The organism is Nonomuraea indica, from assembly GCF_002850745.1.
Taxonomy (GTDB): domain Bacteria; phylum Actinomycetota; class Actinomycetes; order Streptosporangiales; family Streptosporangiaceae; genus Nonomuraea; species Nonomuraea indica.
On the sequence record NZ_KZ559476.1, the window covers coordinates 278,010 to 295,694 of the forward strand.

Genomic DNA, 17,685 nt, shown 5'->3' on the forward strand with positions numbered 1-17,685 from the left:
CACGTACAAGTCAGAGATGCGCGGGCCTCACCTTTACCCACGATGTAACAGAAGTAGACCTAATTCGGGATGTTTACCATGCGGAGCGGTTTGAAGAAGCTCCGCCGTGGCTAAGTCAACGGGTGCGGGTCTCCAGCGCGGCGGGCCCCCTGGCAGAAAGGCGTGGGCCCATGACCTCCTCGGCGCCGCTTGGGCTTCAGGGCGCCTATCTTCTGGGCGAACGGGCCAGCCACGACGAGCTGCGATCCCGCTTGCTCGACGTCGCGGTCAACCTGCTGGTGACCGATGGGCCCGAAAGCCTCACCACCCGCCGGATCGCCTCCGAGGCAGGCTGCACCACCACCGTCATCTACACGATGTTCGGCAACCGGGAGGGGCTGGCCGAGGCCCTCTACCTGGAGGGGTTCGAGCGGTTCAGGCGCTTCCTGGAGGCGGTGCCGCAGCGCCGCGACCCCTTCGACTACCTCACCGCGCTCGGCCCCGCCTACCGGCAGGCGTGCCTGTCGGAGCCCGGCTACTACAGCCTCATGTTCGAGCGGGCCATCCCCGGCTTCGAGCCCAGCGAGCGCGCCAGGACCCTGGCCCGCGCGGCGCTCAACATCCTCGACCGGGCGATCGCCGACTGCATCTCCGCCGGCTACCTGGTCCCGACCCAGCCCCGCAAGATCGCCGACGCGCTGTGGGCGGCGGCCCAGGGCGCGATCAGCCTCGAGCGGGCCGGCCACCTGCGCGACGGCCGCACCTACGAGGCGGTCACCACAGCCACGATCTGCTGCTACCTGGCCAAGAAGTAGCCGTCGCCGGCTGCCCGGCGTCCCCTTCGGGGCCCGGCGCCGAGGCGGCGGCCAGCGCGATCCACAGCTCGGCACGCACCCCCGGATCGTCCAGATCGCGGCCGAGCAGCTCCGACACGCGCTTCATCCGGTAGCGCAGGGTGTGGCGGTGCACGCCGAGCCGCTGCGCGGCCGCGTCCCAGTGGCCGTTGGCGCCCAGGTAGGCGCGCAACGACTCCATCAGGTCGGCGCGCGCCCCGTACCTGACGAGGGGGGCGAGCAGCGCCGCCGAGAACGCCCGCGCCGCAGCCGGGTCGAGCAGCCGCAGCAGCCCCTGACCGGCCAGCTCGGTGTAGCGGACCACCCCGTCGCTCCCGGCCTCCAGCGCGCGCCGCGCCTGCTCCAGCCCGCCGCCCAGTTCCTCGTACGCGCACGGCGCGCTCATCCCGACGGGCCCGCCGGTCAGCGCCGCGACCTCGTCGGCGGCCTCTTCGGCGACGAGTGCCACCACCTCACCACCGCCCCGCACGTCCGCCCTGGCCGGAGCCGCCGGGGGCCCGTCCTGCCGCGCGGCCGGGAGGCGGGCGGTGAACGCGCGCGTCTCCAGGGCGTCCAGCGCCTCGGCGGTGGCCGCGAGCACCACCAGCGGCTCGTCCGGCAGCCGGCCGCCGAGCGGGGCGAGCGCCTCACGCGCCTGGCCGGTCGCGCCGGCGAGCAGCAGCCCGAGCGTGGCGGACCTGACCCGGCGCTCGGCCTCCAGCCGGGCGCCGCCCTGCTCCAGTGCCAGGGTCAGCAGGGATCCGGCGGCGTTGACGACCGTCTGGGTGACGGGCGAGAACGGCCGCACCGCCCCGACGGCGAAGAATCCCCGCGGGCGCGGCCCGCCGCCCAGGGGTTGCACCACGATGTGCCGGCCCGGCCCGGAGATCGCCAGGCTCGACGGCAGCCCTGGCGTCGGGGACGGAGCGGGTGGCGCGTGCGGGGCGGCGGGGCGGGCGGCGCGCAGGCGGTCCAGCTCGGCGGTCACCGCGTCGGCCTCGGCCCCCGGCGTGGCGTGCCGCACCTCGCCGCTCTCGTCCAGCAGCGCCGCCCAGCCGCCGATCTCCCTGGCCAGCCGGTCGATCACCGCGTGCATGCCCTCGGGACGCAGCGCCGCCCGGGTGAGCCGCCCCTGGGCGGCGAAGGCCCGGGTGATCTCCTCGTACTGCTCGGCCGCCAGCAGCTCGCTGACCGCCTTGCTGATCGAGATGAACGGCGTCTCGCGCGGCACCTCCAGCAGCGGCAGCCCGGCCGCCGAGGCGGCCCGGACCAGGCCGGGCGGCACGTCCTCATGGGTGAGACCGACGCCGAAGGCCAGCCCGGCCACCCCCCGCGCCACCAACCGGGCGACATATCCGGAAAGGTCGCCTTCCAGCCGCATCCCGGTGGTCAGCAGCAGCTCGTCCCCCTCAAGGAACGGCGTGGGATCCTCCAGCTCGCTGACCGCCACCCAGCGCACCACCCGATCGAGCGACCCGGTGATGGGCCGCAGCCCGGTGCGTCGCACCACGACCCGCAGCGAAGGCGCCATGACCTCGAAGTTGTCCATTCCGGCGTAGCAAGCCCTCCCAGTCTGCCATATCGACAGATAAGCGCAGCTCAAGGGGGGCCGTACCGTCGGAGGTATGAGCATTCCGCAGGAGCGTCGCCTCGCGACCGCCATCCCCGGACCCAAGTCGCAGGAGCTGCTGGCCCGCAAGCAGGCCGCCGTGCCGAACGGCATCGGCACCACGCTGCCGGTGTTCGTGACCCGCGCCGGCGGCGGCGTGATCGAGGACGCCGACGGCAACACGCTGATCGACTTCGGCTCCGGCATCGCCGTGACCAACGTCGGCAACGCCGCCCCTCGCGTGGTGGAGCGGGTCCAGCGGCAGGTCGCCGACTTCACCCACACGTGTTTCATGGTCACCCCGTACGAGTCGTACGTGCGCGTCTGCGAGAAGCTCAACGAGCTGACCCCCGGCGACCATGACAAGCGCACGTTCCTGGTGAACAGCGGCGCGGAGGCGGTGGAGAACGCGGTCAAGGTCGCCAGGTACGCCACCGGTCGCCAGGCCGTCGTCGTGTTCGACCACGGCTACCACGGGCGGACGCTGCTGACCATGACCCTGACGGCCAAGAACATGCCGTACAAGCAGGGGTTCGGCCCGTACGCGCCCGAGGTCTACCGGGCGCCGCTGGCCTACCCGTTCCGCTGGCCGACGGGGCCGGAGAACTGCGCGGCCGAGGCCGCCGCCCAGGCCATCGACATGATCGACAAGCAGATCGGCGCGGGCAACGTGGCCGCCGTGGTGATCGAGCCGATCGCGGGCGAGGGCGGGTTCATCGAGCCGGCCAAGGGGTTCCTGCCGAGGATCGCCGAGTTCTGCCGGGAGAACGGCATCGTGTTCGTGGCCGACGAGGTGCAGACCGGGTTCGCGCGCACGGGTGACCTGTTCGCCTGCGAGGACGAGGGCCTGGTGCCGGACATCATCTGCACCGCCAAGGGCATCGCGGGCGGCCTGCCGCTGGCCGCGGTGACCGGCCGGGCGGAGCTCATGGACAAGGTGCACCCGGGCGGTCTCGGCGGCACGTACGGCGGCAACCCGCTGGCCTGCGAGGCCGCGCTCGGCGTACTGGAGACCATCGAGGAGGAGGACCTGGTCGCCCGCGCCCGCCGGATCGGCGAGATCATGCTCCCCCGGCTGGAGGCGCTGCGCGAGCGTTTCGACGTGATCGGCGACGTACGCGGGCGCGGCGCGATGATCGCGATCGAGCTGGTCCGGCCCGGCACCAAGGAGCCGAACCCGGCCGCCGTCGCCGAGGTGGTCAAGCGCTGCCACGCCGAGGGCCTGCTGGTGCTCACCGCCGGCACGTACGGCAACGTGCTGCGCTTCCTGCCGCCCCTGGTCATCCCGGAGCAGCTCCTGGAGGAGGGGCTCGGCATCCTGGAAAAGGCGTTCGCGGGACTGTAGAAACCCTTACGAAACGGGCGTCCAGCTTGTAGCTGGATGCCCGTTTTTGTTGGTGTACGCCGCTGCCACCGGGTAGAGAATTCACCCTGGCTTGACGCTCAGCTAGACGATCACGCGGCTGGTCGGGGTTATAACGGATCCGGTATACGGGTGCGCGATCACCGCGGGGAGCGTGATGAACTGGGGCCCGACAGGAACGGCGCAGGACATGGTGACGTTCGACCCTGATGACCTCAGCTGGGCACAGCGTGAGGGCGACGCCTGCGTCGTCTGCCACAAGAGGTGGCCCAGGCCACGCGTCCGCGTGGGCCGCCTCCCCGACGACTCGGCCGTGATGGCCTGCGCCGACTGCGCCGAGGCCCTCATGCCGGCCTCACTGGCGACCGTGGTCGCCTTCCCCGGCCGCTAGCTCGCCGGCGTGCGCGGACGGAGCGGAAGCCGGCCAGGCCACCCGGGGGCCGGATCGGGCGGCCTCACCGACGGCCGCCCCGGCGCGTGATCACGAGGGTCAGGCCGTCGAGCAGTGCCCCATGCGCTAGGCCGCCTGGCGGGGTGTCTCGCGGATGTCCCACGGCGAGCCGTACTCGTGCAGCAGGTCGAGGAACGGCACCGCGTCGAACGCCTCCGGCCCGAGCACACCCGCGCCCTTCCACACCCCGTTCGCGACCAGTTCCAGCGCGACGACCGGGTGGATGGCGGTCTGCCAGACGACGGCCTGCGCGCCGTACTCGCGCATCGACCAGGCGTTGTCCACCACGTGGTACAGGTACACCTCGCGCGGGCGGCCGTCCTTGCCGACGCCCTTCACCCACGTGCCGGCGCAGGTCTTGCCGTGCATGCGGTCGCCGAGGGTCGCGGGGTCGGGCAGGCTGGCGGCCACCAGGTCGCGCGGCGCCACCTCCGCGCCGCCCACCCTGATCTTGTCGGCGCTGTCGAGGCCCAGTTTGTGCAGCGTCTTGAGCACGCCGATGAACTCCTCGCCGAGCCCGTACTTGAACGTCACCCGGCGCGCCGGGATCCACCTCGGCACGAGCAGCACCTCCTCGTGCTCGACGTTCACGCACTCGACCGGCCCGATGCCGGCCGGGAAGTCGAACACCTCGGGCTCGCTGAACGGCTCGGTGGTGCGCCACCGGCCGTCCTCCCACACGACGGGCGGGTTGAGGCACTCCTCGATCGTGGTCCAGATGGAGAACGTCGGCGCGAAGTCGTAGCCCTCCACCACGAGGTTGGACCCGTCGCGCACCCCCACCTCGTCGATGCGGGAGAACAGATGGTCGGCGGCGTAGCGGGCGAACACGTCGGCCAGCCCCGGCTCGACGCCCATCCCGACGAGGGCGAGCCTGCCCTTGGCCCGCCACTCGCCGTCGCGCGCGAACTGCTCGTCGCCGAGCTTGACCCCGGGCTCCTGGTACGGCCGGCTGGGGTGCGGCTTGGACAGCGACATGGCCATGTCGAGATAGTGCGCTCCGGCTTCGAGTGCCGCTTCGAACAGCGGCATCGTGAAGCGCGGGTCGACCGCGTTGAACAGCACGTCACAGCGGTGCTCGCGGAGGGCGGCCACGACCTGGGCGCGGTCGGAGGCGTCGAGGGTGATGGCGGTGAAGCGCGGGTCGTCCACGGCGGCGACGGCACGGGCCGCCCGGCTCTGTTGGGAGTCGGCCACGACGATGTGTTCGAAGAAATGTCGGCGGGCGGCGATGGGCACGACGGCGGAGCCGACGCCGCCGGCTCCCACGAGCAGGATTCTCATGTACCGACCATACTCACTGACTGGTCATTCAGTCGAATTTTGGCGCCTGGCTCACCCGCGGGCGCGAACGGCCCGGTGCCGGCCTACTCGGCCAGCTTCCGCCAGTGGCCGATCCAGGCCTGGTAGCCGGCGCACTTGCCGTCGGCGCACCCGCCCGGCGGGCGCACCGCGAAGGCGATGCGGTCGAGCCTGCTGTCCTTGCCCACGCCGTAGGCGTCGCAGACGCGCTTGGCGCCGCGCGTGCACGCCTTGGGGTTGGCCGGAGCGAGCCCCACCCAGGCCGCCGCCTTGCGCTGCACCGTGGCCGAGGTGGTGTAGCCGAGCCAGCGGTAGGCGCACTCGGTGTCGGGCACCCCGGCGCCGAGCATCCAGGAGTCGACCCAGCCGGTGGTCCGCGCCAGGGTGACCGCCTTGACCGGCTTGCCCGCCTTCTCCAGCAGCAGCCGGTAGTAGGGGGTGGCCTGGGCGTAGTCGAGCCGGCCGGTGGCGAAGCCCTTGACCAGGTCGAGGGGGTTGCGCCAGTAGGTGCGCTCGGCGTGCTCGGCCAGCAGTTGCACGGCCCGGTCGAGCTGCTCCTCGGTCAGCTCGTACGGATCGTCCACGTCCTCGTCGGCGAGGGCGGCGTCGGCGATGGTCAGCGGGCTGTCCTGGAGCGCCACGTCGTCGGAGTCGAACACCCGCCGCAGGTCGTCGCCGTCCTTGACCCGCGAGGAGTCGTAGAGGAACTCGTGGGAGCCCCACAGGTAGGGCACGCCGTACACCTTGCCGGACTTGGTGGACATGTCGCGGAACCGCTTGCTCAGGTCGGTGTAACCGGCGACCTCGGCCGTGTCGATCGGCTGCACCTGGCCGCTCTCCACGAGCTCGGCGGCGAGCGCGGGCCCGGCCGAGATGACGTCGTAGGGGCGCTGGGCGGCCCTGTCCCTCATCTCGGCGGCGGTCTGCACGGTGTCGAAACGGGCGATCCGGCAGCCGGTGACCTTCTCGAACTCGGCGGTCGTGTCGGCGTAGTCGGCGTAGCCGTGGTAGGTGAGGATCTGCAGCGTGCCGTCGCTGCGGGCCGGACTCGCCGGCGGCGTGGGGGTGGGCGAGCCCTTGGTCACCGGCGAGGCGGTGGACCCCGCCGGTGTGGCAGAGGACGCCGTGGGAGACGAGGCCGTGGGAGAGGCCGCCGTGGGAGGAGCCGCTGTGGGAGAGGCCGCGCCCACGGCGGCGGCCAGGGCGGCGACGGCGAGCGCCACGACGGAAGTACGGCGGTCCACGATCTCTCCCCCCTAGGGCCGTGTCCAGGAGCTTACCGGGACCGCACCTGGGGGGAGACGCGCCGGACTACTTGTTGGTCGGGAAGCCGAGGTTCACCCCGCCGTGCGAGGGGTCGAGCCAGCGGGAGGTCACGACCTTGCCCCGGGTGTAGAAGTGGACGCCCTCGGTGCCGTGCACGTGCGTGTCGCCGAACAGCGACGCCTTCCAGCCGCCGAAGCTGTAGAACGCCATGGGCACCGGGATCGGCACGTTGACGCCGATCATGCCGACCTCCACCTCGTTCTGGAAGCGCCGGGCGGCGCCGCCGTCGTTGGTGAAGATCGCCGTGCCGTTGCCGTACTCGCCGCCGTTGACGATCTGCACGCCCTCCTCGTACGAGCCGACGCGGACGATCGACAGGACCGGCCCGAAGATCTCCTCGGTGTGCACCCGCGAACCCGCCGGCACGTGGTCGAGCACGGTCGGCCCGAGCCAGAAGCCCGGCGCCTCGGCCGCGGTGCCGCCGCCCAGCACGGCGGTCTCGCGCCCGTCGACGACCAGCTTGGCGCCTTCCTCGAGGCCGAGGTCGAGGTAGGAAGCGACCTTGTCGCGATGCTCGCGGGTGACGAGCGGCCCCATCTCCGACCTCGGGTCGTCGCCGGGGCCGACCACCAGCTTGTCGACCCGGTCGGCGATCTTCTTGACGAGGTCGTCGCCGACCGGTTCCACGGCGAGCACGACCGAGATCGCCATGCAGCGCTCACCGGCCGAGCCGAAGCCGGCCGACACCGCGGAGTCGGCCACCAGGTCGAGGTCGGCGTCGGGCAGCACGAGCATGTGGTTCTTGGCCCCGCCGAGCGCCTGGACGCGCTTGCCGTGGGCGGTGCCGGTCTCGTAGACGTAGCGGGCGATGGGCGTGGAGCCGACGAACGACACGGCGCGCACGTCGGGGTGCTCCAGCAGCCGGTCGACGGCGACCTTGTCGCCCTGGACGACGTTGAACACGCCGTCGGGCAGCCCGGCCTCCTGCCAGAGCCTGGCCATGAGCAGCGACGCCGACGGGTCCTTCTCCGACGGCTTGAGCACGAAGGCGTTGCCGCAGGCGATGGCGAGCGGGTACATCCACATCGGCACCATGGCCGGGAAGTTGAACGGGGTGATGCCGGCCACGACGCCGAGCGGCTGGCGGATCGAGTAGGAGTCGACCCGGGTCGAGACGCCCTCGGAGAAGCCGCCCTTGAGCAGGTGCGGGATGCCGCAGGCGAACTCCACGACCTCCAGGCCGCGGGCCACCTCGCCGAGCGCGTCGGCGTGCACCTTGCCGTGCTCGGCGGAGATCAGCGCCGCCAGCTCGTCGCGGTGGGCGTACATGAGCTCGCGGAAGCGGAACAGCACCTGGGTCCGCTTGACCAGCGAGGCGTCGCGCCAGGCCGGGAAGGCCGCGGCGGCTGCGGCCACGGCCGCGTCGACGTCCGCGGTGGACGCCATGGCGACGTGGCCGGCCACCTCGCCGGTGGCCGGGTTGAAGATCTCTCCCTTGCGTGAGGTGTCGCCCTCGGCGAGGGCTCCGTCGATCCAGTGGCTGACTGACTTCACTGCGCTGCCTCTGCGTTGATGGTCTCGAGTGCGTTGACGATGATGGCCAGCCCCTCGGCGGCCTCCTCGACCGTCAGCGTGAGCGGCGGGGCCATGCGGATGGCGGTGCCGTACAGGCCGCCCTTGCCGGCGAGCAGGCCCGCCTTCTTGGTCTCCTCCATGAACCGGGCCGCCTGGGCGGGGCTCTCCAGCTCCACGGCGAACATCAGGCCCTTGCCGCGCACGTCCTTGACGATCGGCAGGCGGGTCGCGGCCTCGCGCAGGCCGTCGACGATGAGGGCGCCGGTGCGGGCGGCGTTGGCCTGCAGGTCGTGGTCGAGCACGTAGTCGAGGGTGGCGTTGGCGGCGGCCATGGAGATGGGGTTGCCGCCGAACGTGGCCAGACCGACGGCGGGCAGGGCGTCCATGAGGTCGCCGCGGGCGACGACGCCGCCGACCGCGAACCCGTTGCCGAGCCCCTTGGCGAAGGTCATCATGTCGGGCGTCACGCCGTGGTTCTGGATGCCGAAGAACGCGCTGCCGGTGCGGCCCCAGCCGGTCTGCACCTCGTCGGAGATGAACAGGATGCCCTGCTCGGCGAGCACCTCCTGGTAGGCGGCGAACAGCCCGTCGGGGGCCATGGTGAAGCCGCCCACGCCCTGGATCGGCTCGGCGATGAGCGCCGCGACGTTCCCGGCGACGGACGTGGCGAGCACGTGGCGCAGGTCGTCCACGCACGCCTGGATGTACTCGGCGTCGGACATGCCCCTGAACTGGGCCAGGTGCCGGTCGGCGCCGTGCAGGAAGTGCGCGTTGAGCGGGGAGAGCGAGTTGTTCTTCCACGACCGGTTGGAGGTGACGCTGATGGCGCCGAAGCTGCGGCCGTGGTAGCTCTGCCGCATGGCCAGCACCTGGTCGCTGCCGCGGGCGTAGGTGGCGAGCAGCAGGGCCGTCTCGTTGGCCTCGGTGCCGGAGTTGGTGAAGAACACCTTGGCGTCGGGGATGCCGGAGAGCCGGGCGATCTTCTCGGCCAGCTCGACCTGGCCGCGCAGCAGGTAGACCGTGCTGGTGTGGACGACCCCGGTGGCGAGCTGGCGTTCGACGGCCTCGCGCACCTCCGGCACGTCGTAGCCGATCATGTTGGTCAGGATGCCGGCGAAGAAGTCGAGGTAGCTCTTGCCCTCGGAGTCGACGACACGGTTGCCCTTGCCGCTGACGATCTCGATGGGCTCGTTGTAGTTGAGGGCCAGCCAGTTGGGCATGACGGCCCGATGGCGCGCGAGAAGCTCCGACATGCTTCGAGTATCCCGTCTGCCCGGCGGTTCCTCGCCCCTCCATCGTGTCGGCTCGCCGACGAAAAGCGTTACAGGCTGTCACCCCCTAGGGGATCTCCCGTGCGCTCGCGGGCGTACGCCGCCCGCTGCCGGTACGCCACGGGAGGCACCGTGATTGACCACCGGCGGCCGACGACCGGGAGGGGGCCGATGACCCACGATCAGGACATCGACCGGAACGCCCAGAGGAGACGGACATGACGCTCACCATCGACCACCGCCCCGAAGCCCCCTCCGGCCCGCCGAAGCTGGGCCCGGCGGAGCTGCGCCTCGCCCAGCAGGAGACCCTGGACACCCCGCGCATGGCCTACGGCCTGCTGGCCAAGATGATGTTCAAGCCGGTGGACCTGCTGTACGGCCGGCGTGGCTCGTTCACCAAATTCGCCATGCTGGAGATCATCGCCCGCGTGCCGTACCAGGCGTGGGAGCGGATGGGCTACTGGGCGGTGCACCGGCACGCGGGGCGTTCCGCGCTCGCCAAGCGGGTCTTCGAGCGGATCGTGGACGCCCGCGCCGACCAGGACAATGAGCAGTGGCACCTGCTGATCATGCAGGACCTCGTGCAGCGCCACGGCCACCGGCAGACGTGGCTGCTGCACCGGGCGGCGCCCTGGCTGATCTCGTTCGTCTACTACCACGTGTCGTGGGTGCTGTTCCTGGTCAGGCCCGACTGGAGCTACCGGCTCAACGCCGAGTTCGAGGACCACGCCGAACACGAGTACATGACCTTCGTCGCGGACAACCCCCACCTGGAGCACATGCCCGACCCGGGCACCTACGCCGAGCAGTACGGCCGCTACGGCTCGGTGGCCGACCTGCTGCGGCAGATCGGCCACGACGAGCGGATGCACAAGCTCGACAGCCTGCAGAGCATGCGCGAGCCCCGCGTCCGCTAGCCGGACCTGCGCGGGCTCCGGCTCAGCCCTTGCGGGCTCGGGCTCAGACCTGCGCGGGCTCCGGCTCAGCCGCGGCGGGGGCGGACGGCCGCAGCACCGCCAGGGCCAGCAGCGCGGCGGCCACGCAGAACCCGCCACCCACCCACGAGCCGAAGTGCACGGCGTCGGTGAAGGCGGCCTTGGCCGGTTCGACCACGCCGAGCTTGAAGGCGTCGCCGATCGACGCGCGGGCCGCCTCGGGCACGCCCTCCGGCATGGACGCGGTGAACACGCCGGCCAGCACGCTGCCCAGGATGGCGATGCTGAGCGCCATGCCGACCTGTTGGACCGTGTCGTTCAGCGCGGAGCCGACACCGGCGTGCTCCATCGGGATCGCCCCCATCAGTGAGGCGTAGGCCGCGGGGCCGGCGAGCCCGCCGCCCACGCCCATGACGAGCAGCCCGGTGAGCAGCGGCAGGTATCCGGTGGTGGTCGCCAGCACGGCGAAGCCGCCCGCCATGACCAGCAGCCCGCCGGAGACGAGGATCCGGTTGCTCACCTTCTGGCCGAGGGCCGCGCCCACGCCGTTGAACAGGGCCGCCGCCACCGCGTACGGCAGCAGCGCGAGCCCCGCCCGCATCGGCCCGTACCCCAGCACGAACTGCAGGTACTGCGTCAGCATGAGCATCACGGCCCCTGCGCCGAAGGACATCAGCAGGATCGAGAACGACGCCCCGCTGAAGTTGCGGTTCCTGAACAGCTCCAGCGGCAGCATCGGGTGCGGCGAGCGCCGCTCCCACACCACGAAGGCGGCGAGCGCGACGACGGCGACCGCGATGACCGGCACGTTCCACTCGCGTTCGATGATCACATAGACGGCGGAGGTCAGGCCGACGATCGACAGCACCACGCCCACCGGGTCGATCTTCCGCCCCGCGCTGCGGGTCTCGGGCATCAGCGTCACCGCGGCCAGCACCGCGACGGCCGCGATCGGGACGTTCAGCAGGAAGACGGAACCCCACCAGTAGTTGTCGAGCAGGAACCCGCCCAGCGTGGGCCCGGCGATCACACCCACCATGGCGACGGCGCTCCAGGCGGCCATGGCCTTGCGCCGCTCGCCCTCGTCGAAGACCGTCATGAGGATCGACAGTGTGGAGGGCATGAGGATGGCCCCGCCCACGCCCATCAGCGCCCGCGCCCCGATGAGCTGCCACGGCTCGGAGACCAGCACGGCGAGCAGCGACGCGCCGCCGAAGAACACCAGGCCGATCACGAGGAACCGACGGCGCCCGTACCTGTCGGACAGGCTGCCCGCGGTGAGCAGCAGCCCGGCGAAGGCCAGCACGTAGGCGTCCAGGATCCACTGGATGTCCCCCGGACTCGCCCCGAGGTCGCTGATCAGCTTGGGGATCGCCAGATTCAGCACGGTGTTGTCCACGACCAGCACCAACAGCGACAGGCACAGCACGACGAGGATCCACCAGCGCCGCGGGTCCCGTCCGGCATTCGAGTCTTCTCGCACAACGTTCGATTTCACTCGCACACTGTACGACGAATCTCGCACACTGTGCGAGGGGATTTATTCTGAGAGCATGAGCGGCCCCCAGATCTCCTCCGTATGGCTCCGCGAGCCCCGCCAGAGCGCCCGGACCTCCGGCCGCAGCCGCGAGGAGATCGTCCGCGCGACGCTCGAACTGCTCGACGCCGAAGGGCTCGACGGCCTCAGCATGCGCAAGCTCGGCGCCAAGCTGAGCGCCGGCGCGACGAGCGTCTACTGGTACGTGGAGAACAAGGACGAACTGCTGGAGCTCGCCTACGACGCCATCTGGGGCGAGATCTCGCTCCCCGTCCCCGAGGAGGCCGGCTGGCGCGAGACCTCCTCCACCTTCGCCCACAGCATGCGGGCCGTCATCCTCGCCCACCCGTGGATGGCCGCGCTCCTCGGGCGCCTGCCCGCCCTCGGCCCCAACGCGCTGGCGATGGCCGACCTGATGCGCCGGAGCTTCCGGCAGGCGGGGTTCCAGGGCCTGGACATCGACTACGCCAACACCACGCTCACCGCGTACGTGTTCGGCATGGTCATCCCCGAGGTCGCCTGGCAGCAGACGATGGGCGCGGAGGAGATCGACCCGAAGGAGATGCGCGAGACGTTCGCGCGCGTCGCCAAGGACTTCCCCGACCTTCTCGACCGCCTCACCGAGGTCAACGACCTCCCGGCCCGGACGGTCCGCGAGATCAGCTTCGACTTCGGGCTGGTGTCGGTTCTCGACGGCCTGGAGGCCCGGCTGCACCGCTCCAGGGAATCACCCTTCAGTCTGTAAATGGGCAGATAGGCGATCTTACAGGCTGATCGGATAGGCTCTTTTCGTGCTGCCCACCATCGCCGACGTGCTCGCCTTGGAGACCGTGCGCCGGGGCAACCCGCGCGTGGTCGCCGGCGCCGATCGGCTGGACAGCAAGGTGCGGTGGGTGCACGTCGGGGAGATCGCCGACATCGCCCAGCTCCTGCGCGGCGGCGAGCTGGTGCTGACGACCGGGGTGGCCCTGCCCCAGGACCCGGGCAAGCTGGCCGACTACATCGCCGAGCTGTCGTCCGTGGGCGTCGCCGGGCTCATCGTCGAGCTGGGCCGCAGATTCGTCGGCGAGCTGCCGCCCGCCGTGGTCAAGGCCGCCGAGGCGCACGGCCTGCCGCTCGTCGTGCTGACCCGCGAGACGCCGTTCGTGCAGATCACCGAGTCGGTGCACGCCCGCATCATCGACATCCAGCTCGAAGAGCTGCGCGCCTCCGAGCAACTGCACGAGGTGTTCACCGAGCTGTCGGTCGAGGGCGCCTCGCCCGCCGAGGTGCTCGCCCAGGTCGCCCGGCTGTCCAGCCGTCCGGTGCTGCTGGAGAACCTCGCCCACCAGGTGCTGGCCTGCGAGTCGGCCGGCCGTGACACGGGCACCCTGCTGGCCGGCTGGGAGACCAGGTCACGGGCGGTCGCCCCGGCCGAGCGCACCGCCTACGACCCGGCCTCCGGCTGGCTCGTCACCACCGTCGGCGCGCGCGGCCAGGACTGGGGCCGGCTCATCCTGCTCTGCGAGGCGCCGCCGTCGCCGCGCGACCTGGTGCTCGCCGAGCGGGCCGCCACCACGCTCGCCCTGGGCCGCCTGCTCGAACGCCACCAGGAGTCGCTCGAACGGCAGGCGCACGGCACCATCATCACCGGCATCCTCACCCACGCCTACGCCGACCCCGACGAGGCGGCGGCGCGCGCCCGCGCCGTCGGCGTGCCGCTGACCGGCCGCAAGCTGGTCAGCGTCGTCATCCGGCCCGTCGACCCGATGGACCAGGCCCTCGACGGCCAGGCGCAGCTCGGCGAGCTGGCCGAGGCCACCGCCGCCGCCTGCCGCGACGCCAAGCTGCCCGCCCTCGTGGGCGCCCTCGACCAGGACCGCATCGGGGTCCTGCTGCCGCTGCCGCCGCGCACCCAGGCCGAGCCGGCACTGACCGCCCTCGCCGAACGACTGCGCACGCTCTCCAAGATCGGCGGCGCGTTCGTGCTGGCCGCCGGCTCTGTGGTGGAGTCCCTGCGCGACGTACGGCGCAGCTTCCTCGAAGCCGAGCAGGTGGCCGACGTCGCGGTCCGCCAGCCCGACGGCCGCCCCTTCTACCGGCTGCCCGACCTGCGGCTGCGCGGCCTGCTGCACCTCCTGCGCGACGACGCCCGGCTGCAGACCTTCGCCGAACGGGAGCTCGGGCCGCTGCTGGCCCACGACGCCCAGCGGGGCGGCGACCTGACCCGGATCCTGCGCGTCTACCTCGACGCCGGGCGCAACAAGGCGGTCGCCGCGCAGAAGGCGCACCTGTCGAGGCCCGCCTTCTACGACCGGCTCCGCCGCCTCGAACGCATCCTCGACACCGACCTCGACGACGTCGAGTCGTGCCTGTCGCTGCACGTGGCACTGCTCGCCCTGGAGTCGTTCCGCCGCGACAACCGGTAGCGACCACGCGACACCCGAGCGACCTCGCGACACCGGCAGGACCACGACACCCGGAGCGGCCGGGCGACACCGGCGGCGACCACGACACCACGAGCGACCGCGTGCCACCGGGAGGATCACGACACCTGGAGCGCCCATTGCGACGCCGGGAGCGACCGTCAGGAACGACCGTCAGGAGCGACCGTCAGAAACCCATCGCGTCGCGCACCTCCTCCAACGTGACGACCGCCCGCTCACGGGCCCGCTCGTTGCCCTCCCGCAGCACCGCCCGGACGTCGGTCTCGGTCAGCGCCGCCCGTCGCGCCCGGATCGGCCGCAGGAACTCGTTGACCGCCTCCGTCACCACTTTCTTCAGCGCCACCGCGCCGCCGTCGCCGATCTCGACGGCGACGTCCTGCGGCGCGCGGCCCAGGCAGAGCCCGGCCAGCGTGAGCAGGTTGGCCACCTCCGGCCGGGCGGCCTCGTCGAACGTGATCAGCCGTTCGGAGTCCGTGCGTGCCTTCCGGATGAGCGCGGCCGTCTCGTCCGGGGTGGCCGACAGGGCGATCGCGTTGCCCCGGCTCTTGCTCATCTTCCCGCCGTCGAGGCCGCGCAGCAGCGGGCTCTCGCCCAGCATCGCCTCCGGCAGCGGGAAGACGGGCCCGTACCTCTCGTTGAAGCGCCGCGCCACCATCCGCGTCACCTCCAGGTGCGGGAGCTGGTCCCGGCCCACCGGCACCAGCGTCCCCTTGCAGAACAGGATGTCGGCCGCCTGATGCACCGGATAGGTGAACATCAGGCCGCTGACCGCCTGCTGGCTGCTGTGCGCGATCTCGTCCTTCACCGTGGGGTTGCGTCGCAGCTCCCCCACCGACACCAGGCTGAGGAAGGGCAGCAGCAACTGGTTCAGCTCCGGAACGGCGCTGTGCTGGAAGATCGTCACCTTGGCCGGGTCCAGCCCGACGGCCAGGTAGTCGAGCAGCAGGGCGGTGATGTTGGCCTGGATGGCGCCCGGCACGTCGCGATCGGTGATCACCTGGTAGTCGGCGACCAGCACGTACATCGGACAGGTGCCCTGCAGGGCGACACGGCTGGCCAGCGAGCCGAAATAGTGGCCGAGATGGAGCGGCCCGGTCGGGCGGTCTCCGGTGAGCACGACGTGGTCCATGGTCTCTCCTTGGGGTCAATGCCGTCCCCGGGGAGAGACCCCGCGCGCCGGGGCCGTCCTGAGGACGGCCCGAGCATGTGAGGTCAGCGGCCGTCCACCGGCCGCCACCACATGCTGACGCGGGTCATGTCCCCATCATAGGCGGCACGCGTCATCAGCCACCCCACCGCGTGGGGGTGTCAATCTCGTAACCTCTCCCACCCGTTTGGCGTGTTTCCCTCACTCCAGCACCATGATCACGACAGGATGGTGCGGTCCGTTTGTCCGCCCTCTGGAGTTTTCATGTCTCGCCGCATCCTCGCCGCAGGCCTCGCCGTGGCCGCAACCTTCACGGTCACCACCGTGCCCGTCGCCGCCGCCGAGCAGCCGTCGGTGAAGTTCCCTTCGGCCAGGTTCCCGCTGGGCGTCCCGTCTGTCCCGACCAGGACGATGACGAGCGTCACCCCGGGCATCGACCTGTACGACGTGAAGGCCGGCCGCGCCACCGACGGCTACACCGTGACCGTGCTCATGCCGAGCGGCCGCGACTACGGCATGCGGCACACCGCCGAGGCCAAGCTGGCCGAGGTCGAGGCCACCGGCGAGGTCGCCGCTCTGCAGAAGGTCGTGCGCCCCCAGGTCGCCGACGCCCCCGCCCAGGAGGTCTACATGGTGCGGGTGGGGCTGTGGAAGCTGGAGGAGAAGGCCAAGGCCGAGGACATGGCCAAGAAGCTCAAGGAGGCCGGCCTGAAGGTCAAGGTCGACTACCTGGGCGACGACGGTCTGAAGACGACCGGTCCGTGGAACGTCAAGGTCATGATGATCAACCCGAGGGCGTTCCGCGGCTCGTACGCCGCCTCTCTCGGCGCCAGCGTCGCCAAGCGGGAGACCGTGACGGCGATGGCCAAGGCCGCCAAGGCGGTGGCCGCGGTCAACGGCGGCTTCTTCAACATCCACACGGCCGCGGAGCTGCGCGGCGAGCCGGTCGGCGCCTCCGTGGTCGCGGGCAGGCTGCTCAGCGAGGCCGTCCCCGGCCGGTCCGCCGTCGTGCTGCAGGGCCGCGCGGCCCGCGTGACCGAGCTGAAGACGACCGTCACCGCCATCGCCTCGTCCGGCGACAAGCTGCCCGTCAACGGCGTCAACCGGGCCGCCGTGGCAGAGGAGCTCGTCCTCTACACCCAGGAGTGGGGTGCCAAGACCCCGGCCGACGACGGCACCGACGTGGTGCTCGACGCGACCGGCAAGGTCGTCGGCGTGCGCGCTCCCGGCGCCGCCGTCCAGCCTGGCACGCAGGTGTTGCACGGCACCGGCGTCGCCGCCGAGTGGCTGGCCGCGTACGCCCCGGCAGGCGCCACCCTCAGGCTCGACACCAAGGTCGTCGACCTGCGCAAGGGCAGGGCGATCAAGCTCACCCCGGACCTGCACGTGATCGCCGGCGGCGTGGGCCTGGTCCGCAACGGCAAGACCCGGATCACCGCCAAGCGCGACGGGCACGACTCCATGAACATGATCCTCCGCCGCCACCCGCGCACCCTTCTCGGCACCGCCCGCAACGGCACCCTGATCCTGGCCACCATCGACGGCCGCCAGCCGGGTGTGACGGTCGGGGCCAGCTTCATCGAGGCGGCGCAGTTCATGCGCTGGATGGGCGCCCGGGACGCGATCAACCTGGACGGCGGCGGCTCGACGGCGATGGTGGTGAAGGGCAAGGTCGTCAACCGCCCGTCGGACGGCGCCGAACGCCCCGTCGGTGACGCCCTCCTCGTACTCCCCAACTGACCTACCCGCCCCCGGCCCGCTTCGGCGGCCGGGGGCGCTTTCTGTCCATGGGTTAACACGACGCGTCCCCCGACTCTGGGTGATGAGCCGGTGCCCCCGGTGACTGTGGGTTCACGGCTACCGCCCGGTCATGGGGGTGCGGTTCACCAGGCCGATCGGGCAGAACGCCGAGGTTCTCGGCACTGCGCCCGGAAACAGAAATGGGGCCTCACCCGAAGGTGAGACCCCATTTCCAAAGATTGTCCGGCGGT

The 17,685-nt window shown here is 71.5% G+C and carries 14 protein-coding genes; 7 read left to right on the top strand and 7 right to left on the bottom strand.

Annotated elements, in window-relative coordinates; genetic code table 11:
• The first annotated feature begins 170 nt into the window (after positions 1 to 170).
• Complete coding sequence (locus CXR44_RS26950; protein WP_101788898.1) at positions 171 to 794, top strand: TetR/AcrR family transcriptional regulator; 624 nt, start codon at positions 171 to 173, stop codon at positions 792 to 794.
• Here CXR44_RS26950 and CXR44_RS26955 read toward each other — a convergent pair.
• Positions 754 to 2,343 carry a PucR family transcriptional regulator gene (locus CXR44_RS26955; protein ID WP_101788953.1) on the bottom strand — a complete coding sequence of 530 codons (1,590 nt, stop codon included), beginning with the start codon at positions 2,341 to 2,343 and terminating at the stop codon, positions 754 to 756. The two genes, CXR44_RS26950 and CXR44_RS26955, sit on opposite strands and share 41 nt — an antisense overlap.
• Positions 2,344 to 2,437: 94 nt before the next feature.
• On the opposite strand from CXR44_RS26955, the gene gabT reads away from it, so the two are divergent.
• Positions 2,438 to 3,766: a 4-aminobutyrate--2-oxoglutarate transaminase gene (gene gabT / locus CXR44_RS26960; protein ID WP_101788899.1), complete on the top strand. Its 1,329-nt coding sequence runs from the start codon at positions 2,438 to 2,440 to the stop codon at positions 3,764 to 3,766.
• A 175-nt stretch (positions 3,767 to 3,941) separates the two neighbouring features.
• The gene (locus CXR44_RS26965; protein WP_245899429.1) at positions 3,942 to 4,175 is read left to right on the top strand and encodes a hypothetical protein; all 234 of its coding nucleotides are present in this window, start codon (positions 3,942 to 3,944) and stop codon (positions 4,173 to 4,175) included.
• Between the two features lie 126 nt (positions 4,176 to 4,301).
• On the opposite strand, the gene CXR44_RS26970 is transcribed toward CXR44_RS26965, so the two are convergent.
• From CXR44_RS26970 to CXR44_RS26990, 4 genes are all read right to left on the bottom strand, one after another.
• On the bottom strand, positions 4,302 to 5,519 hold the full coding sequence (locus CXR44_RS26970) for a saccharopine dehydrogenase family protein (RefSeq protein WP_101788901.1): 1,218 nt from the start codon (positions 5,517 to 5,519) through the stop codon (positions 4,302 to 4,304).
• A gap of 83 nt (positions 5,520 to 5,602) precedes the next feature.
• Entirely contained in the window at positions 5,603 to 6,781 is a 1,179-nt protein-coding gene (locus CXR44_RS26975; RefSeq protein WP_180903716.1) for an extracellular solute-binding protein, read from the bottom strand.
• A gap of 67 nt (positions 6,782 to 6,848) precedes the next feature.
• Entirely contained in the window at positions 6,849 to 8,357 is a 1,509-nt protein-coding gene (locus CXR44_RS26985) for a CoA-acylating methylmalonate-semialdehyde dehydrogenase (RefSeq protein ID WP_101788904.1), read from the bottom strand.
• On the bottom strand, positions 8,354 to 9,631 hold the full coding sequence (locus CXR44_RS26990) for an aspartate aminotransferase family protein (protein ID WP_101788905.1): 1,278 nt from the start codon (positions 9,629 to 9,631) through the stop codon (positions 8,354 to 8,356). The genes CXR44_RS26985 and CXR44_RS26990 overlap by 4 nt, the downstream gene beginning before the upstream one ends.
• 236 nt (positions 9,632 to 9,867) lie before the next feature.
• On the opposite strand from CXR44_RS26990, the gene CXR44_RS26995 reads away from it, so the two are divergent.
• Positions 9,868 to 10,566: an alternative oxidase gene (locus CXR44_RS26995; protein ID WP_101788906.1), complete on the top strand. Its 699-nt coding sequence runs from the start codon at positions 9,868 to 9,870 to the stop codon at positions 10,564 to 10,566.
• A gap of 43 nt (positions 10,567 to 10,609) precedes the next feature.
• Here CXR44_RS26995 and CXR44_RS27000 read toward each other — a convergent pair whose 3' ends face one another.
• On the bottom strand, positions 10,610 to 12,082 hold the full coding sequence (locus tag CXR44_RS27000; protein ID WP_101788907.1) for an MFS transporter: 1,473 nt from the start codon (positions 12,080 to 12,082) through the stop codon (positions 10,610 to 10,612).
• A gap of 55 nt (positions 12,083 to 12,137) precedes the next feature.
• On the opposite strand from CXR44_RS27000, the gene CXR44_RS27005 reads away from it, so the two are divergent.
• Together CXR44_RS27005 and CXR44_RS27010 are read left to right on the top strand one after the other, a co-directional pair.
• Positions 12,138 to 12,866, top strand: a complete 729-nt coding sequence (locus tag CXR44_RS27005; protein ID WP_101788908.1) for a TetR/AcrR family transcriptional regulator — start codon at positions 12,138 to 12,140, stop codon at positions 12,864 to 12,866.
• 46 nt (positions 12,867 to 12,912) lie between these two features.
• Positions 12,913 to 14,529: a PucR family transcriptional regulator gene (locus tag CXR44_RS27010; RefSeq protein WP_101788909.1), complete on the top strand. Its 1,617-nt coding sequence runs from the start codon at positions 12,913 to 12,915 to the stop codon at positions 14,527 to 14,529.
• Between the two features lie 184 nt (positions 14,530 to 14,713).
• Here CXR44_RS27010 and trpS read toward each other — a convergent pair whose 3' ends face one another.
• Positions 14,714 to 15,676, bottom strand: coding sequence for a tryptophan--tRNA ligase (trpS, locus tag CXR44_RS27015; RefSeq protein WP_101788910.1), 963 nt, complete (start codon positions 15,674 to 15,676; stop codon positions 14,714 to 14,716).
• Between the two features lie 282 nt (positions 15,677 to 15,958).
• On the opposite strand from trpS, the gene CXR44_RS27020 reads away from it, so the two are divergent.
• Positions 15,959 to 17,434, top strand: coding sequence for a phosphodiester glycosidase family protein (locus CXR44_RS27020; protein ID WP_101788911.1), 1,476 nt, complete (start codon positions 15,959 to 15,961; stop codon positions 17,432 to 17,434).
• Positions 17,435 to 17,685: the final 251 nt, after the last annotated feature.